The following is a 20,956-nucleotide window of genomic DNA, read 5'->3' as shown; positions in this document are numbered from 1 at the left end:
TTAAAAGTTTATTAAAAATAATCCCCAAATAATAGAAGAATATTGAGTATTCTCAGTATTTTTGCGCCCCGCTTAAGAGCTAATTGGTTGCAATTAACAAATTTACGGAGATGAAAATAGAGACGTTTTATATAACAAGTGAGAATGAATTTTCCAACACATTTAGAGAGTGGTCAGACAAACTAGACCTCCCTGTAAATCTATTGGATGGAAAAAACGATGAACTTCACGAAGTTGTTGATGGTATACTTTTATTCCACGAAAATCATGACATCTCTAAAGATTCTGAAGAGATCATTTCTACCCTAGATAAAAGCAACATTCCTGCTCACAAAGTGGATATTAACGGTACGCTTACAGCTACGGTTACGAATTTCCAAATGTGGATAGAGCGCAACAACTGTAAAAATGTGGTTGTGTTAGGTAACCCAGAAGTTAGTAAAAACGAAAATCTTTACCGTTTCTTAGAAAAGTTAGAAGCTTAATTGACAGTCTTCTGTCTCTTCCACAATTTGATTTAATACTCTAGGCTGATTGGCAAATGCGTCTTGCAAACTGTCCATCATATCTATACATACCATGCGTCCAGCAGGGTTGTTTACATTTTCACTTAAACAATTACAGTAACGTTCTACAGCATCACTCGCTGCTTGGTTTTTACATGAAAAGAGGGACGTGAGTCCCCCTAATGCTATAATCAATACCTTTTTATTCATTCTATTTCTTTAGGCGTTTTGAATGGCTTCCATTTTCATTTTCTTCACCATACTAACCAATCCATTGGCACGTGTAGGCGATAAATGTTCTTGTAAACCTATTTCTTGCAAAAAGGCCAAATCAGCTTTGGCAACATCTGCCGGAGATTCATTGTTTAACACACGAATTAATAGCGCAATAATACCTTTCGTAATGATGGCATCAGAATCGGCTGTAAACTTCATTACATCGCCTTCTTTCTCTGCATGCAACCATACTTGAGACTGACAACCTTTGATTAACTTCTCCTCTACTTTGTACTTTTCATCAATTAAAGGAAGATCCTTCCCTAATTCTATGATGTATTCGTATTTCTCCATCCAATCAGAGTAAATCGCGAATTCGTCTACTATCTCTTCTTCTTTCTCTTTTATTGACATATTACAAAATTAATGAAGATTTAAAATTTTCCTACCTCAGACTACATTCTTATCCTAAGCGTTTCTCGAGCGAGCGCTGTGGTGAGCGAAGCCGAACTATCGAGTTAAAAATGCTTGAATTATTGAATTCTTGAATCTTTGAATTAATTCACCCTAGCTCAACATGGTAATTACACGCTTCAACCCAGTAATTAGAATATCCACTTCCTCTTTGGTATTGTAGAAAGCAAAAGATGCTCTTATGGTACCCGGAATGCTGTAGAAATCCATTACAGGTTGTGCACAGTGGTGTCCTGTTCTTACGGCTATTCCTAATTTGTCTAACAAAGAACCCACATCATAAGGGTGTTGACCTTTCACCAAGAAAGAAATCACACTCACCTTGTTCTCTGCTTCTCCATAGAATTCTATCTCTGGAATTTTTTTCAATTCTGCTGTGGCGTAATCTAAAAGTTCCTTTTCGTATGCTTCAACCGCCTCAAAATCAAAAGTCGATAAATATTCGAAAGCAGTACCTAAAGCTATTCCTCCAACGATGTTTGGCGTACCTGCTTCAAACTTATGCGGTAATTCGTTGTAAGTCGTTTTTTCGAAAGTCACGGTTTTGATCATGTCACCTCCACCCTGGTAAGGTGGCATAGCATTCAAAACATCCTCTTTTCCATACAACACTCCCACTCCTGTTGGGCCAAATACTTTATGACCAGAAAATGCGAAGAAATCACAATCTAAATCCTGCACATCCACCGTAGTGTGTTGCATACTCTGCGCTCCATCTACCAAGAATTTAGCTCCTACAGCATGCGCTTGGGCTATCATTTCTTTCACTGGATTTACTGTACCCAAAGCGTTAGAAATATGCGTAACACTTACCAACTTTGTTTTCTCGTTTAACATGTTTTGGTAGGCGTCTAAATCTAACTCACCTTTGGTTGACATAGGAATCACTTTCAAGACAGCACCTTTGCGTTCACACAACATTTGCCACGGAACAATATTCGAGTGGTGCTCCATTGCAGATATGATGATTTCATCCCCCTCCTTTACCAATTCTCCAAAAGAGAAGGCAACAAGGTTAATACTATCCGTTGTTCCTTTCGTAAATAAAACTTGGTAACTGTTTTCAGCATTGATGTAACGCTGAATGGTGTTTCTAGCTTCTTCGTACAATCCTGTAGAGTGTTGACTCAAAAAGTGAACTCCACGGTGGATATTCGCATTTTCTTTTGCGTAAAAGGTATCTATCGCATCGATAACAACTTGAGGCTTTTGCGCCGTTGCACCGTTGTCTAAATAGATCAAGTTTCTATCGTAAACTTTCGTATGTAAAATCGGGAAATCCTTACGAACTTCTTCTACATTAAATCCTTTCTGTACAGCCAGTTTTTCCATGGTACAAAGATAAACAAGCTTTCTTATTTGAAATGATTCTAAAGAGAAAAGTTCGGGAAATGATGTTGGTCGACAATTTGGGCTGAGGATAGTCTATGCTTTATACATCGGCATATCGATAGTCGACTCCGCTCACTACGACCTCGCCTTCTTACTTGCGCTTCAAATGCATCAGAAACTCGCGGTTACCATTCCCTCCAAGAATTGGACTTTCTGTATGATCTTGATAGATAAAATTACTCAAGGCTGCTGCCTGTTTTACTTTTTCTATGACTTGTGGGTAAAGTTTCATATCCTTCACTATTCCACCTTTGGAGATATTGTCTTTCCCTACTTCGAATTGAGGTTTTACCAAAGCCACCAAATCAGCACCTGAAGGCATGAAAGCATGTAAAAAAGGCAACACTTTTTCTAAAGAAATGAAAGAAACATCAATCACACACAGCTGGCACTCTTCTGTAATGATTTTGTTGTTCAACTCGCGAACGTGGGTCTTCTCCAAGTTTAAAACACGTGCATCGTCTTTTAACTTTTGGGCCAATTGATCTGTACCTACATCAACCGCAAATACTAAATCTGCACCGCGTTCCAAAACCAACTCTGTAAAACCACCGGTACTCGCTCCTATGTCCATCACTTTTTTCCCTTTCGGGTTGATGTCCCACAAGTCTAAGGCTTTCTCCAATTTCAAAGCTCCACGAGAAACGTATTGTAATTCTTGTCCGAGCAACTCTAGTTTCACATCCACTGGAAATTTCTTACCCGGTTTGGTGAGCAATTTACCTTCCACAAGCACTCCTGTTTCTTTGATTAATTCCTCCGCTCTTACGCGTGTACTTACCAAACCTCTGTTGATCAAAATTTTATCCAGTCTCTCTAATTCCACTTTGTTGCTTTTAGACTGCAAAGGTAACACAAAGGAGTGAAAGGTGGGTGGTGGTTTGAAAAGTTAAAATTTGAGGGATTCGAGAGATTTGAATGATTTGAATGATTTGAGGGATTTAAAAATTTAAGCACGAGCCTGCGGCTCTTATTTAAAGATTTAAAGAAGGTGAAAATAATACGTCCCCTGTGCACTCTGTGAAAAGCATTGTGTCCTTTGTGGTTAAATTCATCATATCCCACACACAACAATCTTTTTGAATTTTGATTTTTAAATTTTGAATTAATAATGGCAAAGATTTTGCGTTATAGTCCTTGAACACAAAAACTTGAAAATATGAAATGGACATTGGGTGCAGCTATCGTTTTGAGTTTAGGCTTGGGCTTGGTAAGTGCCACTACCGTTAAATATCCCACAGCAAAGAGCAAAAGTTTTGAAGCAGGAGAACGATTAAGATATAGAGTAAGTTATGGTTTTGTTGATGCAGGTGAAGCCATCTTGACGGTAAACGAAACCTCAAAAAAATCTCCAACGGGTAGGAAACTCTACCATATGAAAGGAGAAGGTAGATCTTTAGGAGCATTTACAGCATTTTACAAAGTAGAAGACCTTTACCAAAGTTACATGGACCAAGAAGGAGCTTTTCCTTGGGAGTTTATAAGAGATGTTAACGAAGGTGGATATACGATTAACCAGAAGTACGATTTTAGACAAGACAAGCAAACGGTAAATACGGGTGAGAAAACTGTAAAAGTCCCGCTGGGCGTACAAGATATGATTTCTGCTTTCTACCACGCCAGAACCTTGGATTTTGAAAACATGAAAGTGAACCAAGTAACTACTTTCGATTGTTTTATGGACGGTGAACTTTGGCCTTTGAAAATGAAATACAAGGGGGTAGAAACCATAAAAATTAGAAAAGGAGAATTTGAATGTATGAAGTTCGTACCCGTAGTACAAGAAGGACGTTACTTTAAAAACGAAGAAGACGTAGAGTTCTGGGTAACTAATGACGGCAACAGAATTCCAGTTTTAGTAAAGGCGAAAATAGCAGTAGGTAGCATAAAGATGCACCTTGTAGAATGGGAAGGCTTGAAACACGAGCTTGCCAAAAAATAAAACCAAATATGTTAACGCGTATGGAAAGGGAGATTACTTCGGTGGTCTCCCTTTTTTTGCTTAGAATTTTTCTGCAAGCAACAGCAGCGGTACCCTGCAGGAGGGAAAGTACATAAAAAAAACGCTACACGGGCGACCAGAGGAAGCCAGATGTAGCGTTATCTTTTTATTACTTTACCGCCGAAGCGTTTAGCGTATGGTGCGGTTCCGATGGCTTTTGAAAAGCCAATCGGAAGGCAGCCAAAACTTTTACTGTTTAATTATCTTCTCAGAAACTACTTTTCCGTCTACTTGTAATTCTAAGGTGTAAACTCCTTTTGCGTAAGGAAAGAGCATTTCTATTTTTTGTCCGTTCTCAAAGTTGAAACTTTCTACCAGCGCTCCTTTGGCATCGAACAAGCGTGCAGTTACCGGACCTTGCTCTGTTGGAAGGGTAATGAACAATTTATCACTCACTGGATTCGGGTAAATGTTAAATTCAAATGCATCTACCTCATCTGTAGCTATGGTTGAAATTACAAAACACTCAGAAGTATCTGAACAGTTTTGTCCGGTTGCAATTAGGGCATAACTACCATTGGCCGTTGCCACAAAAGTAGACCCAGTTTCTCCAGCAATAGGTGCGTAATTGTTGTTACAGTCTACCCATTGGTATTGTAAACTTCCGCCTGCAAAGGTGTTCAAGGTTATATCGTTTGATTGGGTAACCACGGCGTCTACATCTTCTATAAATAGATCCAGCGTTCTTACAGAATCACAACCAAACACAGAAGTGTAAGTTGTGGTATATACACCTGTTGCGCTATAGGTATTTCCATCTTCTACCCATGTATAGTCTCCGCAGTAATTCACCGTTTCTGTAAAGTTATAGGCTGGATTTACTTGCAAATCTAGTGTTACTAAAGAATCACAACCATTCACGGTTTGTAAAGATGCCGTGTAAAGACCAGAGCTCGTGTAAGACTGGTTATTTGCCGCCCATACATAAGACCCACAGGCCATTTCTGTTTGTGTGGTGGTAGCCGCTGGGTTTATGGTTAACTGTAAAGTTATGGTGCTATCACATCCTGCAGCATTTGGAATTACTGCTGTATAATTACCTGAAGTGTTATAGGTTTGTCCGTTTACCGGCCATACATACGCATCACAATTGGTAATTTGTTGGGTAGCCGTTGTAGGTTGCGCCACTGTTAGGTTTAAAGTAACGGTTGAATCACAACCCGAAATACTTGTTACCGTAACCGAATGCGTTCCACTTGTGGTATAGGTTAAACCATTTAATGGCCACGTGTACGACGAACATACATTTTCATTCTGCGTACTAGATGCCGCGGTACTTATGGTTAAATTGAGGTTCGCAACGCTATCACATCCATTTACATTGGTAAGGGTGGTAGAATAACTTCCATCACTCGTGTACATTTGTCCGTTTGCAGGCCAAATGTAATTACCACAAGAAGTGATGTTTTCTGTTGTATTATCCGCTCCTAAAACGGTTAAATCTATCGCCACCAAACTATCACAACCTCCGGCTCCTGTTATAGTATCTGTGTAAATCCCAGTTGTATTCCACACGTAATTTCCACTAGGAGAGGTGTAGGTATCACAAGCTGTTGCCAAAGTTGGTGTTCCAAGTATTGGGGTAAACATGATGTCATCTATGGCAATATCTGATTCAAAATCCCAACCTGTTCTTCCTCTAATTCTTAGCTTCACCGTTTCTCCTTGATGTGCTGATAAATCTACGGTTTGTGTCAACCATTGGTCACCTTGATTTCCTGTAAGTTCTGGAACATAATCTTCATGCCATTCGTTGTTGTAGAACAAATCGACATGAATTTTTCCCATATGAGTCCCAAACATGTGGTAGGCAAAACTAAAGTTATAGGCCTGTGTTAATTTGATACAACTTGATTCTAGAATTGCTGTGTTTTGGAAACAACCGTTCGAAGCTTCCAAGTAAACATATTTACCCGTTGCTGTACCTGTAGTATTATCCACGCTTGGTCCAGTTCCTGCAGAAGGCGTACCTCCAGCATCTACTCTCCAATCTATATCGTCTTCAGATCCATTGGTTAAATTGACCCAATTCGAAGCTAAACCACAAACGGTAACTCCACAATTGGTGGTCGTTGCACATGCAGTTTCAGCCTCAAAATCTTCGTTGTAGGCACACGGATAATCTGCCGTCCCTACTGTGAGGTAAGCCGTTTTTGTTTCTACATCTGTACCTTGTGCATTGGTTACTGTTAAACTCACGGTATAGGTTCCAGCACCAAAAATCACTTCTGGATGTTGCGAGCTTGCAGTTGTTCCATTGGTATATTGATGTGTTGCTGGCGAAATACTCCACGACCAACTCGTAGGGGTAAAGTTGGATAAATCTGTAAATTGAACTACTGTTCCTTCACAAGCTGTTGCTGATGTTGACGTAAAACAAGCTACGGGAGCCAAGTTTCCAGGATCTTTCAAATCACTTTTCCACAAACCTTGTCCGTAAGTACCTGCCAAAAGCTGCCCACCACAGTTTACATTATCGTATTGAATTTCCAATTCTGTTACCTCACAACTTGGTAAATTGGTTTGGTAAGAAACCCAGTCTGTTAGATTATCATCTATGTAATACACCCCCACATCCATTCCAACGTACATGGCGTTTACAGAACTTGCATGATCAATAACTATCGTATTCAAAGCGATGTTAGGCAAAGTTCCAGAAATGTCTACCCAAGAAGCTCCACCGTTGTTCGACTCGTAAATGTTATTGTTGAGCGCAATAAAAACGTGGTTGGGATCTGTTGGGTCTATTTCTATGTCGGCCGGTTCATTGTTAATCGGCAAACTCGCTAAATCTGTCCAAGTAGGTGAAGCAGATGTTGCATTGGTAGATTTCCAAAGTTTATTATCTCTTCTTGAAACATAGACCACATCACTATTAGAAGGAGCAATGGCTATATCTCTAATTTTTTGAGTTCCTGAAAAAGTACTGATTTGGGTAAAGCTTGCAGTAGTTTTCACATTGGTGCTTCTCCACATGTTTTCCATCCCCACCAACATCGTGTTCGAATTGTTGGGATCTAACTTATAAGGCGTAACCCAGGCACCATCTTCAGAAATGGCGTTAGAAATGTTTGAAAAGTTGTTTCCACCGTTGGTAGATCTACGAATATTACCGTAGTACAAAGCTCCATACATAAAATTATCGTCGGTTGGATCTATGATACACTCCATACCATCTCCTCCGATAACTGTATAAAAAGCATTTGCCCCTGTAGCGTAACCTGTTCCATTGTCTTGAAAACCTGTTATGGCCAAATCTTTGGTTTGTTGCGACACCCCAATTTTATAGATTTGAGCAATGGCGAGTCCGCTCGAAATATCAGTCCAATTTACCCCATCATCTTGGGTAAAATAAATACCTCCATCATTCCCATTGTATAGGATGTTGTTGTGCGGAGAAAATTCCAAAACGTGTTGATCGGCGTGTACACCATCTATACTTCCTTGTGTACCTACCCAGTAAGAAGCACAATTTAAGGTCATCCCTCCATCGGTTGACTTCCAAATATTTATTCCTCCTGTATAAATTTCATCTGCGTCCAAAGGGTTTGCTGCCAAAACCAAATCATACCATGCTTGCGAACGCGTATCAGAACCATCCGTTGGGTAACCTAAGATATTTGGAGAAGTACTTCTAACCGCGAAGGAAACTCCAGAATTTGAAGATCTATATATCCCCATCAATCCACTTCCATCTCCAGCTAACAGATAGACCCAGTTGGGCTCATCCGCAGAAACAGCAACAGCTATCCTTGAAGCACCTGTAGGCACTCCACTTGTAATTTGTGTAAAATTCGCACCACCATTGGTAGATTTATGGAATTGTGAACCCGCGGCATAAACGATGTTTGGATTGCTTGGATGTATGGCAATGTCTTTTGGATTCATCCCCAAAGTAGTTGATGCCGTCCAAGTGGCTCCACCATTTGTGGTTCTATAAATTTTCTGATTTGAAGCCGCCGCGTACATACTATCTGCATGGTTGGGGTTCATGATGATTTCATTGACGGTAACATTCCCCATTCCTGTGTTGTGGGCTGCCCATGTTACTCCACCATCCGTAGAGCGCCATACACCATATCCTGGTGCATCCCCGGCATCTCTATCTCCAGTTCCTATATAAATGGTATCGGGCTGGGTAGGGTGAACTACTATACTCGACACTCCCAAACGCGTTAATCCACCAGAATACTCTGTCCATGTTGCTCCATGGTCTGTTGTTTTCCAAAAACCTCCAGCTGGAGCTCCAACGTAAATGATATTTGTATCCGTAGGATGAAAGGCAATGGCGGTTAATCTACCATTCCCATTTAACTGTCCGGTTAAATTTGTAGGCAAAGATTTTGGCCCTACCAAACTCCATGTTCCACTTCCCGCTACATATGATTTTGGTTGTGGATGTGCCGCTCTGTACATGAGCATTTCATTGAGCACATGTCCTGGACTTGGAAAAGTACCGTCAGGGTTTACACGACTTTCCCAATAATATTCCCACCTGCGGAATTGTTTTATTCCCTTGCCTGGTATATAGGGTTGGCCTCCAAATTCATCTTCGAAGGACTCTTGTAGATCGAAAAAATTTTGATGAGCTTGTGAATTGTAGGTTCTCCAATCTGTTGTTTGACCAAAGGCCAAAGCAGAGAGAACACCACAAGCAATTGCGAGCGTTAAGCGTTTAATAAGTTTCATGTTTTAGTTTTAGCACCATAACAAATTTAAAATTAAATGCTTAAGCTAAAAATTAAAGCAAAAAAAAGTGCGCCGATTTCTCGCCGCACTTCATCTACTGTATATGCACCAATTACTTTATGTAATATAGCCTCGTGTAGCCTTCATCCTCTGCTTGATAAACGACTAATTCTTTATTTTTTAATTCTTCGATCGTCGCCACGTCGTAAGAATTGTCTTCAGCATCTTCTCTAAATTGAATTTCATCGTCTTGGACTCTGTATTCTCCAGCATCAGAAAATTCAAAAGTATTCCCGTTAAACTCGTATGAAATGGTAGATGAATAAGTACAAAATTCATCCTTTGCTAATTTACATTTGTTAAAAGTTACTTCTCCATTTGGATCATTATCCGTAACAGTTACAGAACCATCATTTTCTTCAATTTTGTCTAAAGTCCAAGTACCTTCTAACTTGTTTACTGATCTTTGTTCTTTCGTACAAGAAACGGCTACCAAGGTGATAGCAGCTAGCATGATTATTTTTTTCATAACACTAATTGTTTTTGGTTTACTTCAAACTTAAGCATTTAAGATGAAGTTTAAATAAATTCATTGTGAACTTATTGCAGCTTAAATTTTCCGTGTGCAACTGTAAATTATTCGTAAAAAAAGCCCCTACCTAAGGGCAGGGGCTTGATATCTTTTGATTGCTTTAGATATTACTTCTCATTTTCCATTTGAAGATTTTGTAAATCCACAACTTGAATTTGTAGAATACCAAGTACATGGCAGGTACAATAATCAAGGTTAAGAAAGTAGCGAAGGTCAATCCAAAAATAATCGTCCAACTCATTGGAGCAAACATAATGTTGTTATCACCTCCAATAAAGATATTCGGATCGTAATTGTTAATCAACCCAACGAAATCTATATTTAAACCAATAGCTAAAGGAACCAAACCTAAAACGGTTGTGATTGCCGTTAACAATACAGGTCTCAACCTTGTTTCACCACCACGAACGGTTGCTTTTACAACTTCACTGTAAGGCAATTGTTCGTATTCTGTCAATCCTAATTCTTCACGTCTTTCCACACGAAGCAAGTTGGTGTAGTCTATCAATACAATGGCATTATTTACTACAACTCCTGCTAGCGCAATAATACCAATCATGGTCATGATAATTACGAAGTCCATACCACTAATTACCAATCCAAGGAATACCCCAATTAATGAAAGTACTACCGCAAACAAGATAATTGCTGGCGTTGAGAAAGAGTTAAACTGCGTTACGATAATCAATAAGATTAAGAATACAGCAATTAACAAGGCTTTCGACAAGAAGGCTAATTCTTCTGCTTGCTCATCTTGCTGACCTGTAAATTTGAATTCAACACCTGAGGCCAACATACCTTCCTCTAAGTATTCACCCATGTGTCCTTTCAACTCTTCTACTACCTCGTTACCATTGTAACCTTCGGCCGCGTTCGAAGAAATAACAACCATAGGAACTTGATCTTTACGAACCACAGCCGTGTAAGAAATATTTTCCTCTGGATCTTCAATTAGGCTTCGAATAGGAATTCTAAGTATTTGTCCTTTGTTGTTTCTAAAAATTAATTTCTGATCCAACAAGGCATCTAAATTGTCTCTGTCTTCCTTCTTGAAACGAACAACGATATCGTAGGTCTCTTCATCCTTGGTATAGGTTGAGATATCCTGACCTAACAAGGCTTTACGTATAGCCATACCTACTGCCGTTGTTGAAGAGTTTAGTTTTCTCACCTTATCTCTATCCACAACAATAGGAATCTCTGGTCGCGTAGCATCTACATTCAACTTCAATTTATCCACACCCTCTACCGCTTTACGGTCTAGGAAGTTTTTAATTTTCGTTGCTTCGATGATAACATCTTTGTAATCTCCTTTACCTGTAACTTCAATGTTAATCGGTGGAGCCATTGGCGGACCATCTTGGTTTTTATCTACACTGATTTCAATTTCAGCCGTAAACTGTCCCTTCATTCCTTCTTGAATTAATTTCAAGATGTTAGATGTAGCCACTGTATCTCTATATTGGAATTCCGCGAAACTCACAGTAACTTTTCCTTTGTGCGGCGTAGCTCCCATACTTGACATATCACGAGGGTTGGTAGCCCCTTCTCCTACCTGAGTAATGATTGACTGAATAATTTGCTCATCTTTTGGAACACCAGCCGTATCTGCAAAGTAAGGTTGTAATAAAGTATTTACGCGCGCTTCCACCTCTCTTACCGTGCTGTTGGTTACTTTAATATCCGTACCAATTGGGTGACTCACATACACGTGCACCATACTCGGTTGGTTTTCTGGGAAGAATACCACTTTTGGTTGAAAAGCTTGAACTAAACCTAATGAAACTACTAAAAGCATAATGGTACCAGCAATAAACCAAATCGGATTTTTTCCTCGTAAGGCAAACTCCAAAAATCGTTTATACATTCTTTCTAAACGCGGTAAAAATTTCTCTTGGAAGGTTTTCGTTCCTGGAACAAAAAAGAACATATTTACCAAGATAACTATACCTACCAAGGCTAATATATTACCAAAGGCAATTGCTCCTCCAAAAATAGAAAGCATACCTAACACAATGAATATTGCAGCAGTAATCAATGCTTTTTTACGGTTTGGTTTTTCTTCTTCCACTTTCATATAAAGTGCGGTAAGCACAGGGTTAATCACTAAGGCTACGAATAAAGAAGAACCTAATACGATCATTAAAGTAATCGGTAAGTACTTCATAAATTCTCCCATGATACCTGGCCAAATTGCCAAAGGAATAAAGGCTGCCAAAGTGGTTGCTGTTGATGCAATAATAGGCCAAGCTACCTCACCTACACCGTAAATAGCAGCTTTGAAAGGATCCATTTTTTCTTCATCGATGAAACGGTAAACGTTTTCTACAACCACAATACCGTTATCAACCAACATACCCAGTGCAAGCACTAAAGAGAATAACACCATTACGTTCAGGGTAACCCCCATGGCAGAAAGTATAAGGAAGGACATGAACATAGAAAGTGGAATAGCCACCCCTACGAACATTGCATTTCTACCACCTAAGAAGAATAACAATACGATAACTACCAACAAGATACCGAAGATGATAGAGTTTTCTAGGTTAGAAACCATATCTCTTGTTTTATCCGATTGGTCGTTAGCAATTGAAACAGCAATACTTGGAGATATTGTTTTATCTGCTTTACAGTCTGCTAAGATTTTTTCAATTTTCTCAGATGCATCTAACAAGTTTTCTCCCGCCTGTTTTTTAACATCCAACATTACTACAGGCACACCAAATTCTCTTGCATAAGAGGTTGTATCTGCATTACCAAAGTAAACTTCAGCAACATCCCTCAGGTGCACAGGCATTAACTCATCTTGTTTCACAATGATGTCGGCCAACTGTTCTGCATTATCAAATTCTCCGTCTATACGCAATGTTTTTCTCCATCCATCCATCAAGATTTCACCACCTGATATAATTTGGTGTTCAGAAGAAACCGCTCTTTCAATATCGTCTAGCGTTACGTTTACCGCTTCGGCCTTTAAACGATCCACTTCTATACGCATTTCTTGCTCTTGAACCCCACGAATATCTACCTCATTGATTTCTGGAAGATCTTCTATCATATCTTCCAAAATCTCCGCTGTTTCTTTCAACAACACAGGATTGTCTCCACGTAAGTTGATGTTCATAATTGGCATCTGAGCCGGGTCTAATTCAAAGACATTTGGCTCTACTGGCAATTCTGGGAAATCGGTTTTAGATCTGGCTTTATCAATGGCATCCTTCACTTTTGTAAGGGCATCTGAAGCTTCCATTTTGAAGTCGAACTTTATACTCAAGGTGGTATACCCATGTATAGAGTTGGAGTTCATTTCATCTAAATACTTAATACCAGCCACTTCTTTTTCTATGGCTTCAGCAATTTTTTCTGACATATATGCCGGAGAAGAACCAGGTTTGGCTATTCCCACATAAATCTCAGGTATCTGTAATTCTGGAAAGTTTTCTTTGGGCATAGATGTGTACGCTCCCATTCCCCCGATGATGATGATCATCATAATAAGGAAAACGGTTTTACGGTTGTTTACCGCCCAAGAAGACAATCCAAAAACTTTAAATTTTTTATCTTCCATTTTCCTATTTCTTTTCTTTTACCAAGTCTTTTTCAGTAATTCCTCTTGCTCCTTTAGCCACAACAACATCACCGTCTTTTAATTCACCTGAAAGTATGCGAATAGCACTTTCTCCTTGGAAAGCACTGATTACTTCTAAATAAACACGTCTTACATTGTAGGTTTCACTTCCTTCATGGTTGGCCACGTACAAGAATGATTCGTTTTGTTGTGTTTTCAAGATAGACTGTGTAGGTACCACCATTACAGAGTCAAGAATCATATCTGTAATGTGTAATTCAGCTACCATATTCGGTAATAACTGTTTGTTACCCTTTAAAGATGATTGAATTCTAAAGGTTCTGTTTGTAGGTTCGATGTAATTTGCTTTTGCCGTTACTTCCATATTGAAGGTATCCTTTAAGGTAGGAACATAAACTTCTATAGGAGTTCCGATGTTCACAGCAGTTAAGTGACTTTCAGAAATATCTGCTGTAATGCGAACTTCACTATTGTTCACCAATCGAACTAAAGGTGATTGTGGTCCTGCAATCTCACCTTCTTTCGGGAAAATTCTATCCACAACACCACTAAACGGAGCCGTTACACTTGCTTGTTTACGTTGCGCACTCAAGGTTTCTAATTTAGAACGAAGTGAGTTTACTTGATTTTCCGCTTGCTTCAATTCGAATTCACTTCCAACTCCTCTTTCCATCAATTGCTTCTGCTTGTCTAACATGTACTCTGCAAAAGACAAAGATGTTTTTACTTCGTTGATAGAGCTACTTAGGATCTCAGCATCCAAGGTTACCAAAGTTTGACCTTTTGACACTCTTTGTCCCTCTTTCACTAAAATTCTTTGGATAACACCTCCAGTTTCAGCATTAATCAAGGCATCTTTATCTGTTTCTACAGCTCCTTGTACTGAAATTTTATGAACGTATTTATCTGTACGTGCTGCACCAAATTCAACCAAAGGATAAACATATTCTTTAACCGTATCTAGGGCTGCAATCTTATCGTCTAGCTCTTTAATTTTATCTTTTAATTCTGCCTTTTCTTTCTTTAACTTATCTAAAGAACCCATAGGTGAATTACAAGCAGCAACCGCCACTCCCAATACAGCTACTACTAAAAAATTGAACTTTTTCATTTCTATATCTTACTTATGTAATTTTCTTATTTAACTATTTTGTGGTAAAGTTTGTCTATCTCCAAACGTGCGTTTAGAACGTTCACCAAAGCCGAAACATATTGTGTTTGTGCGTTGATTAACTGACTGTATTTTTGTGAAACGATGATGCTATTACCTTCACCTATCTCCTTTTTTGCCAAGGCGTTTTCGTAAATACTTTTTGCCAACTGTACATTTTTCTCTTGCAATTCCAACATGCGTTTAGCGTTGTAAAAATCATTGCGCAACTTCATTTCTTGGAATTCCAATTGGCGTTTTAATTGGTCGATTTCATTTTCAGCCTTTTTTACTTCTATAATGGCTTGTTTTGTTTTTGCCGAACGCGACCCACTTGAGAAAACAGGAATGGTTAATTTTAATCCCCATACTGTTTGTCCGTAATAAGGTTGATCACTAGCAAAAAGATCGAACTCATTGGTATAAGCATTGTATTGTTGGTTGAAAAACGCTCCAAAACTTGGCAAGTTAGCGGCCTTCATGTTTTTCACATTGTACTCATTCAATGTTTTCTGGCGCTCCAACATTTGTAAGTTCAAGTTGTTTTCTATACTTCCCAAATCTGCCGACAAAGCGAAACTTTGATTTACCAAAACGCTTAAATCATCGGTTAATTCAATGTTCTGATCCAAAGGAAAAGCCATAGTCATTTTTAACAAATCCATAGACGTTTTCATTTGATTTTGCGCATTTTCAAAACTTGTTTTTGCATTCAATAAAGAAAACTCTAACTGATCCAAATCTTCCTTTTGCATCATGCCCAGCTCGTAGTAATTCTTCTGTTGGTCAAACAACTTCTGGGTTGCATCAACCAAAGAATCTACGAATCCTAAGTTTTTCTGCGCTATCAAGGCCATTTGGTAGGCATTGGTAACATTGTACAACACTTCTTCTTCAGAAACTTCAGCAGCTGCAACGGAAAAATCCTTGTACAACCTACTCACTTGTAAACCTACGATATAGCTACCGTCAAATATTAACTGATTCACAGAGAGTCCAGCCGAAGCATTATACTCCGTACCAGCCCTAAAAGAAACTGTAGTTCCGGGTTGACCAATGAATGCTCCATCCACTACCTGTACGGGTAAATTCAAAAAATTCTGGAAGCCAGCTTCCATGTTCACTTGCGGTAACCCAATAGCTCGTGTTTCAACCACTTTTTGGTTGGCTGCTTCAATGTCCAATTGAGCATTTTTAACTGCTTCTGCGTGCTCCAATGCATAGCTCTGTGCTTCGTACAAACTAAAGCTCGACTTTTCTTCTTGAGCTTGTAAGAAACCAGCGATAAACAAAAGGGCAACAGATGTTACTTGTTTAATCATTTACTTCTTTATTTAATCGTTCTTGTAAATATTTAAGTCCTTTTTCGTTTGCTAAACCACGCAGGTGGAAAATGAGCATTTCATTAAAAACCTCCTCGAAACTAAATTCAGTTGGGGGAAAAGTTTTGGGGTCAAAAGCTCTATCGAACCTACCAATAAACAAACGCGGCATAATCTCTAGGTTCAGATCATCCCGATAAATACCTTCTTTCATTCCTCTCACCATATTATCTTTCAATAATTGTTGAATGAAAACCACCCTGTGTTCTTCCAATATTTGCCAAGCATCGTTATGATACTTCTGCATATCAAAAAACACAGAAGGGTGTACTTCTCTAATTTTCTTTAATACGTATGAGGTAATGGTAAGGAAGGCCGCAATTGCATTTTCAGACTCTTCTTTAGCTGTCATACAAAACGCGGCGTCTCGCTGAGTTTTCGCAATAACCATTTGTCGCACCATGTCCTTTTTATCTTTAAAATGAACATAGAGTGTTTTCTTAGAGATACCCAACCGGTTGGCCAAGTCATCCATGGTTACACTTTTGATACCGTAATGCATGAAAACCTTAGAAATCTGTTCTATCAATTCTAATTTTTTCTCTTCCATGCTGCAAATGTACACACATAAATTACACTAGAAACTTTTTACACGAAAAAAGTTTCCTTTGCATGCATATTTTTCTACTAACGGTAAAATGTTCGGTTTAACGGACTTATACTATCCGATTTTTGGCTGAACTTTTTCGTTTAACTGGTGGGAGATATTAAAGAAGGCGGTAATGAGTGGGTGGGGCATTTCTCGTGTACTACATATTTGCGGACAAAACATAGAGGCTACACAGAAGTTATGATTCTTCAAAGAAATGATTTCAGGTTCTTCAAATTGATTGAGGGCTTCTATATCAATAACTTCATCTTTGAGGTAATTAATAAGACTAGGATAAAGGCTATAACGTGATGAACTTAATTCTTGACGGGTATGGGCGGCATATAACTTTTGAAGTTGAGGAGAAACGGGATAGACTTCTATGGGTTCAAACTTATCACCATCTACTAAGTTTTCAGAAATCAACTTTTCTTTGTTCGGGTTGAGGTTGTAACTGGCTATGAGTAAATCTATAAATGACTTAAATGCCTCTCCAGTTATTAATACGGGAATTTCTAGTTGAACCACAGTATGTAAGATATTGGTTACATAAAAAATGGATTCGCTATCCCCAGGTGCAAACCAGATTCCATCAAAATCGTAAAAAGCGTTCTTTTTCATTTCAGAAGCTTCTTTGATTCTAATCCAGTAATAACTTACCTCTAACTCTAACAAGCGCTCAGAATGCTCTATGGCCATATTCGTCGCATGATGTGAATTAAACGTAAAGTTAAAATCACCTATGATTGCTATTTTTAGTTGCCTGCTCATACGTCTAATTTCAATGTAATTTAAAAAAAAAACGACTGATTCGAAAGAAACAGTCGTTTTTAATATAAACTTATAATCATCTTAACGTTTAAAGACTCCCTCGTAGACAGCGTCTTGTATCGTTATACTTGATGGATTTCCATTGGCATCATAGAAATAGAGCTGACAAGTGAAGTTCGCTGTGAAGATTAAATAATCTCCAGTATCATCAGAAACTTGTTCCATTTCTACTATTTCGAAAGTCTCTCCAGCACCTCCGTCACCAGAAGTCCAAACTTTCCCTGTCTCATCTATATACACCACTTGTGCACCCTCTTCTGCCAAAGTCACAAAATCATAAGTTGAACTTTCTTCAAAAAATTCTTTGAATTGATTTAATGCTGGCGTTGAAGTAATCGTTGGGTTAAACTCTAACCATCCTAAACCTATACCTATACTTTGTTTTATAGTTTGTTGCTCAGATTTGATTTGAGAGTAGTAAATACAGAAAGAGCTGTCACTATTCGGTATACCTGGAATGGTATCCACATATTTTTCAGTTTCACAAAAGAAATCCTCCACGTGCTCTGTAAATTCAACTTCAGCTCCGTTTACCAAACCTTTAAAGTGAGCTCTATACTCAATGTCATTGCTCGGTGCAGGAATAATTTCTGGCTTTGCACAAGAAGTAATTATCATTAAAGCAGATAGGGATAGAATAAGTGATGCGTATTTCATTTTTCTTAATTTTCTAAATATCGATTTACTAAAAGTACGGATAAATATAAGAAAGGTTGCTTAAGATGAAACAAAACCCATCACTTAGCATTCATTATAACTCAATTCTATATCTAAGCCTTGAATAGGTAAAAATTTTTTCTTGGTGAAATGACTCACTTTTGCCTTCAATTTTTTAAGTTGCTGTTCCATTAAATTCAAGCTAGAAGGCAATAATACATACCCTAAATTAAAGCCTTTATACATCACTAGGAACTTCGAAGGATTATTTTCAACTTCTATTAAATCCAAACTCTTTCCCACACTAATACGGTGGTAAATGTAAATCATCTCAGACCTACTTAAATCTTCTACTTTCGTTATTATTTTCATTATGCGCGTATTTGTCTTATGCTGTGATCAAAACTTAATTCCTCCACACAAACGTCTTCCCAACCGTATTTTTTCATGTCAAGTGTGTACAAAAAGCCATTATCTGTTTCGTAAGCTTGGAAATTTTCGCTCAAAGAAATTTCTACTCCCAATGTTTGAAACTTATTGAACATTACATTTAAATCAGATAGACTCATAAAGAATTTAGTTTCCACCTCTTCCCCATTTTGCAGGATGATAGCGTCAACTGTTGCTTCCTTATCACCGTCTTCAATTAAAATGTAGTTTACTTTTACATGTTGAAATACTGCTCTCATTTTGTGCCGTTTTTAAGTTTATGATACAAATATGAAATAGTAGATCGTAAAGTATTTACGGACACAAATTCTCCTACAATTTATTATCTTCGAGCTTTCTTAAAAACACAACAATGAAGTACGATAGAATTGACAAAGAACTTTTCATTTCAAACAGAAAAAGATTTATACAACATATGGAAGGAAATGCTTTAGCGGTATTTACTTCTAATGATGTATTTCCTACAGGAGCAGACAGCACATTACCATTTAAACAATCGGGAGATATTTTCCACCTTTCAGGGGTAGACCAAGAGGATAGTATCCTTGTAATTTTCCCAAATGCAAAGACAGAAAAATTTAGAGAAGTATTATTCTTAACTGAAACCAACGACCACATCGCCGTTTGGGAGGGAGAGAAATTGACGAAAGAAGCTGCTTTCGAAACCTCTGGAATTACAACGGTTTACTGGCGTCATGAGTTTGAAACTATCTTCAAGCAAATGATGGCTGAGGCAGATACAATTTACTTAAACACCAACGAACACACCAGAGCAAAAACAGAAGTTGAGACACATGAAAAGCGTTTCAATAAAAAAGTTGTGGCTCAATTCCCTGCTCACCAAGTAAGAAAAAGTGCACCTATCATGCACAGAATTAGAAGTGTGAAGCACCCTATAGAATTGGATTTGATGCAAAGAGCGTGTGACATCACTAAAGCTGGTGTTCATAGAGTTTTAAAAGCATTGAAGCCAGGTGTAATGGAATACGAATTGGAAGCAGAAATCATGCACGAGTTCTTAAGAAGTCGTTCGAAAGGTTTTGCCTACACACCAATTATTGCTTCTGGAAAAAGCGCTTGCGTTTTACACTACATTGAAAACAACAAAGAGTGTAAAGACGGTGATTTGATTTTGATGGACTTCGGTGCTGAATACGCCAACTACTGTTCAGATCTCACGCGTACTTTCCCAGTTAACGGAAGGTTTACAGACAGACAAAAAGATGTGTACAATGCAGTTTTACGTGTGAAGAAAGCTTCAGAGCAATTGTTAGTTCCTGGAACCATGTTAGGAGAATACCACCAAGAAGTTGGTAAATTAATGACATCTGAATTGTTAGGTCTTGGATTGTTAGATCAAACAGATGTGAAAAACGAAAACCCAGATTGGCCAGCCTACAAGAAATACTTCATGCACGGTACTTCTCACTTCATTGGTTTAGATACGCACGATTTAGGTTTGTGGACTGAGCCTATTCAAGAAAATATGGTCTTTACTTGTGAGCCTGGTATTTACATTCCGAATGAGAATATTGGTATTCGTTTAGAAGATGACCTAGTAGTGAGAGAAGGTCAAGCTCCATTGAACTTAATGGGAGACATTCCAATTGAGATTGAAGAAATAGAATCTATAATGAACGACTAATTATGTTAGCACATAACGGTTTATATTACAGGATAACTGGCAACGGTTATCCTGTTCTTTTGTTGCACGGTTTCCTAGAAGACGAAACCATGTGGAAGGAAATCAGGCAGAGTTTTGAGGGCTTCCAATTTATTAGTATCGATTTGCCCGGACATGGAAAGTCGGCCGAGCATCCATTAACAGATGACATGCAATCTATTGCTCAACCGGTTGCTAAGCTAATTCAAAGTTTAGGCCTAACAAAATATGCTGTGCTTGGTCACAGTTTGGGCGGCTACATAGGTTTAGAGCTTTTAAAGAGTTCAATTCCACCCGCTTCAATTTGTTTGTTGAACAGTCACCCGTTTGAAGACACACCCTTTAGAAAAGAAAACAGGTTGCGTTTGGTAGAATTGCTCAACACAAAAAAACGCAGCTTTCTACAACAGGCTATACCTGGATTGTTTATGTACCCTTCGAATCATGATATTGAAATTCGTAGCCTAATAGACGATGCAGAGAAATTGCCAACGGAAGCCATACAGCATACTACTTTGGCCATGCGCAACAGAGAAAACTATGCAACAACCTTGTTAGAGGAAGCTAAAAAAGCGAACATTTATTGTGTTGATGGAGAAGACGATGTTTTGATTCAACACCGTGCTTTACAGGATTGGTGTAAGGAGGTAAATGGAATGTACCTAAGTATCCCTGATACAGCCCACATGCCTTTCATAGAAACTCCAGATGAAGTTTTAGAATGTTTGGAGACAGTATTTTTAGACATAAAAAAACGGGAAGATTAATTCCCGT

Annotated in this window: 18 protein-coding genes; 4 read left to right on the top strand and 14 right to left on the bottom strand. The window is 38.5% G+C overall.

What is annotated here, in order from left to right; all coding sequences use genetic code 11:
- Positions 1-110 precede the first annotated feature (110 nt).
- Complete coding sequence (locus tag BM327_RS07910; protein ID WP_139230302.1) at positions 111-485, top strand: hypothetical protein; 375 nt, start codon at positions 111-113, stop codon at positions 483-485.
- On the opposite strand, the gene BM327_RS07905 is transcribed toward BM327_RS07910, so the two are convergent.
- The 4 genes from BM327_RS07905 to BM327_RS07890 all read right to left on the bottom strand — a co-directional run bounded on the left by BM327_RS07905 (position 474) and on the right by BM327_RS07890 (position 3,414).
- A complete protein-coding gene (locus BM327_RS07905) occupies positions 474-716 on the bottom strand; it encodes a hypothetical protein (protein WP_090248007.1) in 243 nt (80 codons plus the stop codon). The genes BM327_RS07910 and BM327_RS07905 overlap by 12 nt on opposite strands.
- A gap of 9 nt (positions 717-725) precedes the next feature.
- A complete protein-coding gene (locus tag BM327_RS07900) occupies positions 726-1,136 on the bottom strand; it encodes a SufE family protein (protein WP_090248004.1) in 411 nt (136 codons plus the stop codon).
- A 153-nt stretch (positions 1,137-1,289) separates the two neighbouring features.
- Complete coding sequence (locus BM327_RS07895) at positions 1,290-2,528, bottom strand: aminotransferase class V-fold PLP-dependent enzyme (protein ID WP_090248001.1); 1,239 nt, start codon at positions 2,526-2,528, stop codon at positions 1,290-1,292.
- A gap of 151 nt (positions 2,529-2,679) precedes the next feature.
- A complete protein-coding gene (locus tag BM327_RS07890) occupies positions 2,680-3,414 on the bottom strand; it encodes a TlyA family RNA methyltransferase (protein WP_090248902.1) in 735 nt (244 codons plus the stop codon).
- Positions 3,415-3,747: 333 nt separating this feature from the next.
- Here BM327_RS07890 and BM327_RS07885 point away from each other — a divergent pair, with 333 nt between their 5' ends.
- The gene (locus tag BM327_RS07885; protein ID WP_090247999.1) at positions 3,748-4,530 is read left to right on the top strand and encodes a DUF3108 domain-containing protein; all 783 of its coding nucleotides are present in this window, start codon (positions 3,748-3,750) and stop codon (positions 4,528-4,530) included.
- Positions 4,531-4,779: 249 nt separating this feature from the next.
- Here the strand turns inward: BM327_RS07885 and BM327_RS07880 are convergent, their stop codons facing one another.
- The 10 genes from BM327_RS07880 to BM327_RS07835 form a co-directional block, all read right to left on the bottom strand.
- Positions 4,780-9,279, bottom strand: a complete 4,500-nt coding sequence (locus BM327_RS07880) for a VPS10 domain-containing protein (RefSeq protein WP_090247996.1) — start codon at positions 9,277-9,279, stop codon at positions 4,780-4,782.
- Positions 9,280-9,391: 112 nt separating this feature from the next.
- Positions 9,392-9,808 (bottom strand): lipocalin family protein, encoded by a 417-nt coding sequence (locus BM327_RS07875; protein ID WP_090247993.1) that lies wholly within the window; start codon positions 9,806-9,808, stop codon positions 9,392-9,394.
- 163 nt (positions 9,809-9,971) lie between these two features.
- Entirely contained in the window at positions 9,972-13,439 is a 3,468-nt protein-coding gene (locus tag BM327_RS07870) for an efflux RND transporter permease subunit (protein WP_090247987.1), read from the bottom strand.
- Positions 13,440-13,443: 4 nt separating this feature from the next.
- Positions 13,444-14,571 (bottom strand): efflux RND transporter periplasmic adaptor subunit, encoded by a 1,128-nt coding sequence (locus BM327_RS07865; RefSeq protein ID WP_090247984.1) that lies wholly within the window; start codon positions 14,569-14,571, stop codon positions 13,444-13,446.
- Between the two features lie 26 nt (positions 14,572-14,597).
- Positions 14,598-15,932, bottom strand: a complete 1,335-nt coding sequence (locus tag BM327_RS07860; protein ID WP_090247982.1) for a TolC family protein — start codon at positions 15,930-15,932, stop codon at positions 14,598-14,600.
- Complete coding sequence (locus tag BM327_RS07855) at positions 15,925-16,542, bottom strand: TetR/AcrR family transcriptional regulator (RefSeq protein ID WP_090247980.1); 618 nt, start codon at positions 16,540-16,542, stop codon at positions 15,925-15,927. Before BM327_RS07855 ends, BM327_RS07860 begins: the two co-directional genes overlap by 8 nt.
- 111 nt (positions 16,543-16,653) lie before the next feature.
- The gene (locus tag BM327_RS07850; protein WP_139230301.1) at positions 16,654-17,352 is read right to left on the bottom strand and encodes a CTP synthase; all 699 of its coding nucleotides are present in this window, start codon (positions 17,350-17,352) and stop codon (positions 16,654-16,656) included.
- An 81-nt stretch (positions 17,353-17,433) separates the two neighbouring features.
- Positions 17,434-18,069, bottom strand: a complete 636-nt coding sequence (locus tag BM327_RS07845) for a hypothetical protein (protein ID WP_139230300.1) — start codon at positions 18,067-18,069, stop codon at positions 17,434-17,436.
- Between the two features lie 84 nt (positions 18,070-18,153).
- Positions 18,154-18,441 (bottom strand): hypothetical protein, encoded by a 288-nt coding sequence (locus BM327_RS07840; RefSeq protein WP_090247974.1) that lies wholly within the window; start codon positions 18,439-18,441, stop codon positions 18,154-18,156.
- Entirely contained in the window at positions 18,441-18,758 is a 318-nt protein-coding gene (locus tag BM327_RS07835) for a hypothetical protein (RefSeq protein WP_090247971.1), read from the bottom strand. The genes BM327_RS07840 and BM327_RS07835 overlap by 1 nt, the downstream gene beginning before the upstream one ends.
- A 113-nt stretch (positions 18,759-18,871) precedes the next feature.
- Here BM327_RS07835 and BM327_RS07830 point away from each other — a divergent pair, with 113 nt between their 5' ends.
- Positions 18,872-20,164: an aminopeptidase P family protein gene (locus tag BM327_RS07830; RefSeq protein WP_090247969.1), complete on the top strand. Its 1,293-nt coding sequence runs from the start codon at positions 18,872-18,874 to the stop codon at positions 20,162-20,164.
- A gap of 2 nt (positions 20,165-20,166) precedes the next feature.
- Positions 20,167-20,949: an alpha/beta fold hydrolase gene (locus tag BM327_RS07825; protein ID WP_090247966.1), complete on the top strand. Its 783-nt coding sequence runs from the start codon at positions 20,167-20,169 to the stop codon at positions 20,947-20,949.
- The last annotated feature ends 7 nt before the right edge of the window (positions 20,950-20,956 follow it).

Origin of the sequence: Lishizhenia tianjinensis, assembly GCF_900116425.1 — a bacterium.
GTDB lineage: Bacteria > Bacteroidota > Bacteroidia > Flavobacteriales_D > Crocinitomicaceae > Lishizhenia > Lishizhenia tianjinensis.
The sequence above is the reverse complement of the archived record's forward strand: the minus strand, read 5'-3'. Positions and strand labels throughout refer to the sequence as shown.

Bases quoted from the DNA above. Each gene is read 5' to 3' on its own strand.
- BM327_RS07910 (WP_139230302.1), top strand. From the start codon at position 111: ATGAAAATAGAGACGTTTTATATAACAAGTGAGAATGAATTTTCCAAC.
- BM327_RS07905 (WP_090248007.1), bottom strand. From the start codon at position 716: ATGAATAAAAAGGTATTGATTATAGCATTAGGGGGACTCACGTCCCTC.
- BM327_RS07900 (WP_090248004.1), bottom strand. From the start codon at position 1,136: ATGTCAATAAAAGAGAAAGAAGAAGAGATAGTAGACGAATTCGCGATT.
- BM327_RS07895 (WP_090248001.1), bottom strand. From the start codon at position 2,528: ATGGAAAAACTGGCTGTACAGAAAGGATTTAATGTAGAAGAAGTTCGT.
- BM327_RS07885 (WP_090247999.1), top strand. From the start codon at position 3,748: ATGAAATGGACATTGGGTGCAGCTATCGTTTTGAGTTTAGGCTTGGGC.
- BM327_RS07880 (WP_090247996.1), bottom strand. From the start codon at position 9,279: ATGAAACTTATTAAACGCTTAACGCTCGCAATTGCTTGTGGTGTTCTC.
- BM327_RS07875 (WP_090247993.1), bottom strand. From the start codon at position 9,808: ATGAAAAAAATAATCATGCTAGCTGCTATCACCTTGGTAGCCGTTTCT.
- BM327_RS07870 (WP_090247987.1), bottom strand. From the start codon at position 13,439: ATGGAAGATAAAAAATTTAAAGTTTTTGGATTGTCTTCTTGGGCGGTA.
- BM327_RS07865 (WP_090247984.1), bottom strand. From the start codon at position 14,571: ATGAAAAAGTTCAATTTTTTAGTAGTAGCTGTATTGGGAGTGGCGGTT.
- BM327_RS07860 (WP_090247982.1), bottom strand. From the start codon at position 15,932: ATGATTAAACAAGTAACATCTGTTGCCCTTTTGTTTATCGCTGGTTTC.
- BM327_RS07855 (WP_090247980.1), bottom strand. From the start codon at position 16,542: ATGGAAGAGAAAAAATTAGAATTGATAGAACAGATTTCTAAGGTTTTC.
- BM327_RS07850 (WP_139230301.1), bottom strand. From the start codon at position 17,352: ATGAGCAGGCAACTAAAAATAGCAATCATAGGTGATTTTAACTTTACG.
- BM327_RS07845 (WP_139230300.1), bottom strand. From the start codon at position 18,069: ATGAAATACGCATCACTTATTCTATCCCTATCTGCTTTAATGATAATT.
- BM327_RS07840 (WP_090247974.1), bottom strand. From the start codon at position 18,441: ATGAAAATAATAACGAAAGTAGAAGATTTAAGTAGGTCTGAGATGATT.
- BM327_RS07835 (WP_090247971.1), bottom strand. From the start codon at position 18,758: ATGAGAGCAGTATTTCAACATGTAAAAGTAAACTACATTTTAATTGAA.
- BM327_RS07830 (WP_090247969.1), top strand. From the start codon at position 18,872: ATGAAGTACGATAGAATTGACAAAGAACTTTTCATTTCAAACAGAAAA.
- BM327_RS07825 (WP_090247966.1), top strand. From the start codon at position 20,167: ATGTTAGCACATAACGGTTTATATTACAGGATAACTGGCAACGGTTAT.